Genomic DNA, 7,452 nt, shown 5'->3' with positions numbered 1-7,452 from the left:
AATACAGAATGAGCGAACAGGAAGCCACCTGTTCCCAGTAAAAGAAACCGCATAAAAAGGCGAAAAACTGATAGCTTTATTAAAGTACGCAAAAAACCGGAAAGATTCAACAGTTCAAAAGATTCTTTCCAGTTTTTTTACACATATAGAGCGAGGGCATCGCTCAATCATCTAATTTGATGATTTTGCGACACCCCCGTTGACAATAAGAATGGATAAAAAAGGAACTGCTTTGCAGAAGGTGTTTGGTCAATTGTCTTGATCAAATCTGCAGGCAGTTCCTTTTCAGTATTATCTATTTAAGATCAGTTTTGTCAGTTCTACTGGCTCTACAATCTTTCCGTCTTTGTAAACACGCATGTTTCCGGAAGCAATCTCATCGATCAGGATTACTTCGTCGTTGTTGTAACCGAACTCAAATTTGATATCCCAGAGGTCAAGTCCGATAGATTTTAAATCATCAGCAACGATCTTTGTGATCTTTAATGTCTGCTCTTTCATGCTTTCGAACATTTCCGGTGTCATGATTCCGAGTGCTGCAAGACCTTCTCCAGTCACAAGCGGATCACCTAAAGCATCGTTTTTGAATGTACACTCTACATAACCACCGTCAAGAACTGTTCCGTCTTCGATATATTCTCCATATCTGCGGATGAAACTTCCTGTTGCAACTAAACGACAGATTACTTCTAATCCGTGTCCAAACACTGTCGCAGGGAGCACTTCCATTGTAGCATTTTCTACATCAGCACCTACATAGTGTGTCTTGATGCCTGCATCTTTTAACAGTTCAAAATAGTGAACAGATGTTTCAAGATTTGCTTTGCCAATACCTTCGATTGTTAATCCAACACTATTTTCGCCCGGATCAAAAACTCCGTCTTTTCCAGTACAGTCATCTTTGAATTTGAGCATTACATTTCCGTTCTCAAGGCTGAATACATCTTTGGTTTTTCCTTCATAAATTTTCTTCATTGTACAAATCTCCTTCTGTAATTAATGAGTGTTATCTTACTGAACTTCTTTACTGTATCACAACTGATGGAAGATGAAAATGTTTTTTTTACAATTTTTTTGAAAAAATTTCACAAAAAATAAGAAAAAAACCTATTAAAAATCAAGGCTAATAGACATTAAAAATTAGCGCTAATAGATGAGAATAAAATGTATTTTTATTCGCAAATAATGAATATTATAAAAACGATTTGCTTGAGCAAATGCAGAAGAGTGATAAGAAAAACTTGTTTTTGCGAGGAGAAATTCGATATAATAGAGGTCAGAGAAAAAGTTTTGTGCATTTCATCCAAAGGAATTGAATGAGAAAAAAGCAGAAAACATGGAGAAATCGGAAAAGGAGGGAGCCGGTATGGCAGAGAAGAAGATTTTAATTGTGGAAGATGACAGAGGCTTAAACCAAGGGATCACACTTGCCCTGCATGCGCCGGAGTATCGATTTTATTCAGCGTACAATCTTAAAGAAGCAAGAAGAATCTGGAAGGAGGAGAGAGTATCTCTTATCATTCTGGATATCAATCTTCCGGATGGGAGTGGATATACCTTTCTTGAGGAGATCCGGAGAGAGTCGGAAGTTCCGGTTATTATGCTGACGGCAAATGATTTGGAAATCGATCAGGTGACCGGATTTTCTCTCGGGGCAGATGATTATATTACGAAGCCCTTCAGTCTGATGATCCTGCGGGCGCGGGTGGAACGGATGCTTGCACGGATGGCACAGGACAAAGGTCTTACTTATGAAAAGGACGGATATCGGTTTGTATTTGAACAAATGTATTTTACAGTAGAAGGCAAGGAAGTTACGCTGAGTAAGACAGAGCAGAAGCTTCTGCGGATTTTGATTGAGCATCAGGGGCAGACATTGACCAGAGAGCAACTGGTGGATCGAATCTGGAGTGACGGAGCGCAGTATGTAGAGGAGAATGCACTTTCGGTGACTGTCGGAAGGCTGCGAAAAAAGCTGGAACAGACGGGAAAGAAAAATCCGATCCAAACGGTATACGGACTTGGTTATGTGTGGGAGAGATAAAAAGACAGAAGAAACAAAAAGAAAAGATAGAAGGGAAAGGGGGAAAACGTGTGCGAATCTTTCGGATGACAAGGACACTTCAAAGACTGGATGAGATGCTGACCAAAGCGATCAACGGAACATTTACGGAGGAGTCATATGATGAGACAGAATTGTCGCGGCTGGAATCAAAGTGGAAACAGTATTTTACGATGTCCAGTATGTCGATGGAACGGACAAAAGCAGAGCGGGAAAATATTCAGTCAATGATTTCGGACATTTCTCATCAAATGAAGACGCCACTTGCAAATATCATGCTGTATTCGGAACTTTTGCAAGAGCAGACTGAAGGGGAGCAGGAGAAATATCTGGCAGAACAGATTGAAACGTATGCGAAAAAACTGGAATTTCTCACGATGGCACTTGTGAAAATGTCGCGGCTGGAATCGGATGTTTTCAAAATCTGTCCATCGGTACAGCGGGTAGGAAGCCTTTTGCGTCAAGCGACAGAGGAGATTCTGCCAAGGGCAAGGCAGAAGGAAATCCAGATAGAAATCTGTGGTGATATAGAAGGCAAAGCGAACTTTGATCAGAAGTGGACGCAGGAAGCGCTCTATAATATTTTGGATAATGCAGTAAAATATTCACCGAAAGGAAGCCGGATAGAGGTGGAAGGGATATCATATGAGATGTATTTCTGTATTGCGGTCAAGGATCAGGGAATCGGAATCCGGGAAGAGGAGCGGGCACAGATTTTCAGCCGGTTTTACCGGTCAGACCTAGTGCAGCAGGAAGAGGGCATCGGGATCGGACTGTATCTGGCCAGGGAAATCGTTCAGCGCGAGGGTGGCTATATCAAAGTAGAATCCAAAGAAGGAAACGGAAGTATTTTTAAAATATTTCTTCAGAAAGAGTAAATCTGTCAAAACTGTTAGATTTTGGAAAGATTCTCGTAAGAATGATTTTATAAAATGACTTTATAGAGAGGAACCGCATGACGAAAAGAGGGGCAGGTTCTGATTCTATAAGGTCTTTTTCTTATATAGAAAGAACAAAAAATGGTTAGGGATGAAAAGAAACTGTGTGAATAGAAAGGAGTTGTTGGTATGACAATTTTAGAGGCAAAAGAGTTGAAAAAATATTATGGAAGCGGAGATACCCTTGTGAAGGCATTGGATGGTGTGGATCTGGCGGTAGCGCAGGGAGAATTTGTATCAATCGTAGGAACGTCGGGAAGTGGAAAGTCAACATTGCTTCATATGCTCGGAGGTTTAGATGTGCCGACATCCGGGCAGGTCATTGTAGATGGAAGAAATATTTCCACACTGAAACCAGAAGAACTGACAATTTTTCGAAGAAGAAAGATTGGATTTGTATTTCAGAGCTACAATCTTGTTCCGGTGCTAAACGTCTATGAAAATATTGTCCTTCCGATCGAGCTGGATGGAAATGAAGTCGATGAAGACTTTGTGGAGGATGTGATCCATGTACTGGGACTGGATAAGAAAAGGTATAATCTTCCGGCACAGTTATCCGGTGGACAGCAGCAGAGGGTAGCCATTGCCCGGGCGCTTGCCAGTAAGCCTGCGATCATCCTCGCTGACGAGCCAACGGGAAATCTTGACTCAGCTACAAGTCAGGATGTGTTAAGTCTTCTCAAAGTGACAAGCGACCGGTTCGGACAAACAGTTGTGATGATCACACATAACGAGGAGATTGCCCAGATGGCAGACCGGATCGTACGTATCGAGGATGGAAAGATCAAGGGAAGAAATGCGCGCAGAAAGGGCGGTGAATTCTATGCGTAAGGTGCGTAACAAAAAGGTTATTGATAAGATCTCGTATAAAAGTTTCCGGGCAAACCGGACAAGGAATGTCATTGCCATTATCGCTATTGCACTGACTGCAATGTTGTTTACCACATTATTTACAGTGGGAATCGGAACAGCAGAGAATTTTCAGCGGCAGACCATGCGTCAGGCAGGTGGTGATTCTCATGGAGTATTCAAAAATATTACGGAGGAGCAGTATGAAAAGCTGAGCAGACATCCCCTGGTCAAAGAAAGTGCGGATAACAGACTTGTGGCGAATACGGTGGAGAATCCGGAATTTTTAAAGCGACATATGGAAATATGGTATTATCCGAAGAACTTTTATGGACACCATTTCATTGAGATCATTGATGGAAAAGCGCCGGAGAAGGCGGAGGAAGTACTGGTCGATGAAACATCGTTAAAGCTGCTTGGGATGAAAGCGAAAGCCGGGCAGCAGATTACACTGCTTCTGAAAATCCGGGAAGGGCAGGAGCCGGTGGAGCGCACCTTCCGCATTTCCGGAGTGATCCGATCTGATCCGGCTCTTGATGTGGGATTTACTGTTGTATCCAAAGCCTATCTGGCAGAACATCAGGAGGAATTGCAGTACACCTATGATCAGGATACTTCTCCGGTAGGCGCAATCCGAATGGAGATTGTTTTTCAAAATTCCCAAGGGATACAGGAGAAGCTGGACAAGGTAGCCAGGGAAAGTGGATACTCCACGAAAGAGGGAGAAAAAAACTATATTGCAAGCAACGCAAACTGGGCATATATTTCTGAGAGTACTTCGGGAGACCCTATGACAGTTGCTGCGATTGCAGGTGTTGGATTTTTGATTGTTTTGACAGGCTATCTGATTATTTATAACATTTTTCAGATTTCTGTTATGAAAGATATACGGTTCTACGGGCTTTTGAAGACGATTGGAACGACTGGAAAGCAGATTAAAAAGATTATCCGAAGGCAGGCATTGTTACTTTCTGCCATTGGAATTCCGTGTGGACTTTTCGTTGGATTTTTTGTAGGAAAGGCGATCGTACCAATGCTTTTATCACATACGATAGCGGGAAACAGTGATTCGGCAGTATCTATGAATCCGTGGATTTTTGTTGGGGCAACCGTGTTTGCACTTGTCACAGTATTCATTTCGGCAGGGAAACCGGCGAAATTGGCGGCAAAAGTTTCCCCGGTGGAGGCTGTGCGCTACACAGAAGGAAAAAGGCAGGCGAAGAAACAGAAAAAAACGACAGACGGCGGGAAAATCAGTCGGATGGCACTTTCTAATTTAGGAAGAAATAAAGGGAAGACCGTTATTGTAATCGTGTCGTTGTCGCTTGCAATCGTATTATTAAACAGTATTTTTACGTTTACAAATGCATTTGATATGGACAAGTATTTGGCGAACTTTGTCAGTTCCGATTTTGTGATTGCCAATGCAAAATACTTTAATTCAGAGTATTCTGCAAGAAAAGAAGATCTTCAGGAATCAAATTTAACGGAAAGCTTTATAGAAGCGTGCGAAGAACAGGAAGGATTTGAAAAAGGTGGACGGATCTATGCGGCAACAGATCAGGTCGGAGTAAAGATTTCTGATTATAAAATTCCGAAAAATATGCCTGTAAATGAAAATGGGGAACTCTGCTGGATGTGGAATGGAGAAAAAATTCCGGTAACAAAATTGAATGAAGAAAACTATCAGACAATGTATTATGGGGTAGATGATTTTCTATTTGAAAAAATGGAAGTTTATGAAGGGGAGAAAGATCTTGATGTGATCAAGGAAAAGCTGGCAACGGGGAACTATCTGATCTATGCAGTGTCGACAGATGATAATGGAATGGTAAGAAAAGAGGATATGGTACATCATGCGGGCGACAAAGTTACTCTGAGTTTTCCAAATGGCGAAGAGCGGGAAGTAGAAATCCTCTCCGTGATCAAAGAAAATTATTATGGGTTATCTACGCGTTATTCTGTGATATTTCCATATTATACAACAGCCGAAGTATTTCGGAAGGACTTATCGGAAGACTATCTGATGAGCTATTCGTTTGATGTGAGAGACGACCGAGAAGAAGCGATTCAACAATTCGTCAAGAATTATTCGGAAAAGACAGAGCCTACGATGAACTACGAGTCAAAATTAAAATGGTCCAATGAGTTTGAAAGTTTGAAGGGAATGTTTACAATCATTGGATGTTTTTTGACATTTGTAGTCGCCGTGATCGGTATCCTGAATTTTATCAATGCCATTCTGACGAGTATCGTCACAAGGCTTCGTGAGCTGGCAATGCTAGAATCAATCGGAATGACGAAAAAACAGATCATAAAGATGCTGACATTGGAAGGAATTTATTACGCAGGATTTACAATGATATCTTCAGTGCTCATCGGGATGTTAATGTCCGTGACAATATTGCGGGTACTGACCTCACAGATCTGGTTTATGAAGTATCAGTTTGTAATCTGGCCAATGCTTGTGACTTTTCCGTTTTTACTGGTGCTTGGATGGCTTGTTCCAAAGGCTGCGTATCATTTTCAGGGAAAGAAAAGCATGATCGAGCAGCTGAAAAATGAGGATTAATCTGAGAAAAATCAAAATATTGTTGACAGAAGTTGCTGCAATAAATGAGGGGAGAATCATTGAAGGGCTCATGAAAAAGGTATTCTACTTAGCGTAGATTGTAAAAAAAGATTTTACTGATACAATAAACTTATAGGTGAAGGGAGATTACTATGAGTTATGTAACAGGAAATACGATAAGAACGTTAAGGATCAAACACGGAATCACGCAAAAGGAATTGGCAGAAAAACTGAATGTGAGCGATAAAACAATTTCAAAGTGGGAAACAGAAAAAGGTTTGCCGGATATCAGTATAGTAGAAGAGTTGGCAAAAGCACTTCATGTCTCACTGACAGAATTATTTACCGGAGATCTGAAGACAAATGAAAATGTATCCGGAAATATAAAAAGAATACAATTCTATGTATGCCCGATTTGTGGGAACATTATAACAGCTGTAGGCGAAGGAAATTTTTCTTGTTGTGGAATAACACTTCTAAAGCAGGAAGCAGAAACCGCTGAGGAAGAGCATTCACTTTTTGTAGAAACTGTTGACAATGAATTTTCTATTGTGATGAAACATTCGATGAGTAAAGGGCATTATGTATCTTTTATTGCCTATGTCACATCAGGGTCTGTAGAAATAGTAAAACTATATCCCGAGCAGGATATTTCTATACGATTTCGAAAAAAGGGACATGGATTTTTATATGGCTATTGTAACAGACATGGACTGTTCAAAAAATATATCGGATTCTATTTTTTATAAATGTGGAAGCGGACAATTACAAAAGTGTTTACTTAACAAATATATTCATTTGTCATAAGCAACAGCAATAGAAGAACTATGTTGTCTGCTTTCACAGTGTAGCCACGATAATATTTCGTATCTATCAATGATGAGAGAAGATAGAGAAAACAATGGAAAATCACGGAGAAGCGTCAAAAGCAGGGTTGGAAATTGTATGAATTGTACAAATAAAATAAAAAATAAAAAAACTATTGACAATTCGTGTCGAAGAATGGTATGATAACTGAGCGCTCGAGAGAG

General features: G+C 40.6%; 6 protein-coding genes. 5 read left to right on the top strand and 1 reads right to left on the bottom strand.

All coding sequences use genetic code 11. The annotated features are described in order from the left end of the window. Positions 1 to 291: 291 nt before the first annotated feature. Positions 292 to 975 carry a phosphoribosylaminoimidazolesuccinocarboxamide synthase gene (locus EDD74_RS14790; RefSeq protein WP_008976972.1) on the bottom strand — a complete coding sequence of 228 codons (684 nt, stop codon included), beginning with the start codon at positions 973 to 975 and terminating at the stop codon, positions 292 to 294. Positions 976 to 1,366: 391 nt separating this feature from the next. On the opposite strand from EDD74_RS14790, the gene EDD74_RS14785 reads away from it, so the two are divergent. The 5 genes from EDD74_RS14785 to EDD74_RS14765 all read left to right on the top strand — a co-directional run bounded on the left by EDD74_RS14785 (position 1,367) and on the right by EDD74_RS14765 (position 7,170). Beyond that, positions 1,367 to 2,044 (top strand): response regulator transcription factor, encoded by a 678-nt coding sequence (locus EDD74_RS14785; protein ID WP_009263317.1) that lies wholly within the window; start codon positions 1,367 to 1,369, stop codon positions 2,042 to 2,044. Positions 2,045 to 2,094: 50 nt separating this feature from the next. Next, positions 2,095 to 2,940 carry a sensor histidine kinase gene (locus EDD74_RS14780; protein WP_016441406.1) on the top strand — a complete coding sequence of 282 codons (846 nt, stop codon included), beginning with the start codon at positions 2,095 to 2,097 and terminating at the stop codon, positions 2,938 to 2,940. Between the two features lie 189 nt (positions 2,941 to 3,129). Further along, positions 3,130 to 3,831 (top strand): ABC transporter ATP-binding protein, encoded by a 702-nt coding sequence (locus EDD74_RS14775; protein ID WP_116441107.1) that lies wholly within the window; start codon positions 3,130 to 3,132, stop codon positions 3,829 to 3,831. After that, positions 3,797 to 6,421, top strand: a complete 2,625-nt coding sequence (locus EDD74_RS14770) for an ABC transporter permease (protein WP_242990068.1) — start codon at positions 3,797 to 3,799, stop codon at positions 6,419 to 6,421. The genes EDD74_RS14775 and EDD74_RS14770 overlap by 35 nt, the downstream gene beginning before the upstream one ends. 152 nt (positions 6,422 to 6,573) lie before the next feature. Beyond that, the gene (locus tag EDD74_RS14765) at positions 6,574 to 7,170 is read left to right on the top strand and encodes a helix-turn-helix domain-containing protein (RefSeq protein WP_116441109.1); all 597 of its coding nucleotides are present in this window, start codon (positions 6,574 to 6,576) and stop codon (positions 7,168 to 7,170) included. The last annotated feature ends 282 nt before the right edge of the window (positions 7,171 to 7,452 follow it).

This window comes from Faecalimonas umbilicata (genome assembly GCF_004346095.1).
Classification (GTDB): Bacteria; Bacillota; Clostridia; order Lachnospirales; family Lachnospiraceae; genus Faecalimonas; species Faecalimonas umbilicata.
This window is presented reverse-complemented; position numbering and strand designations above follow the sequence as displayed.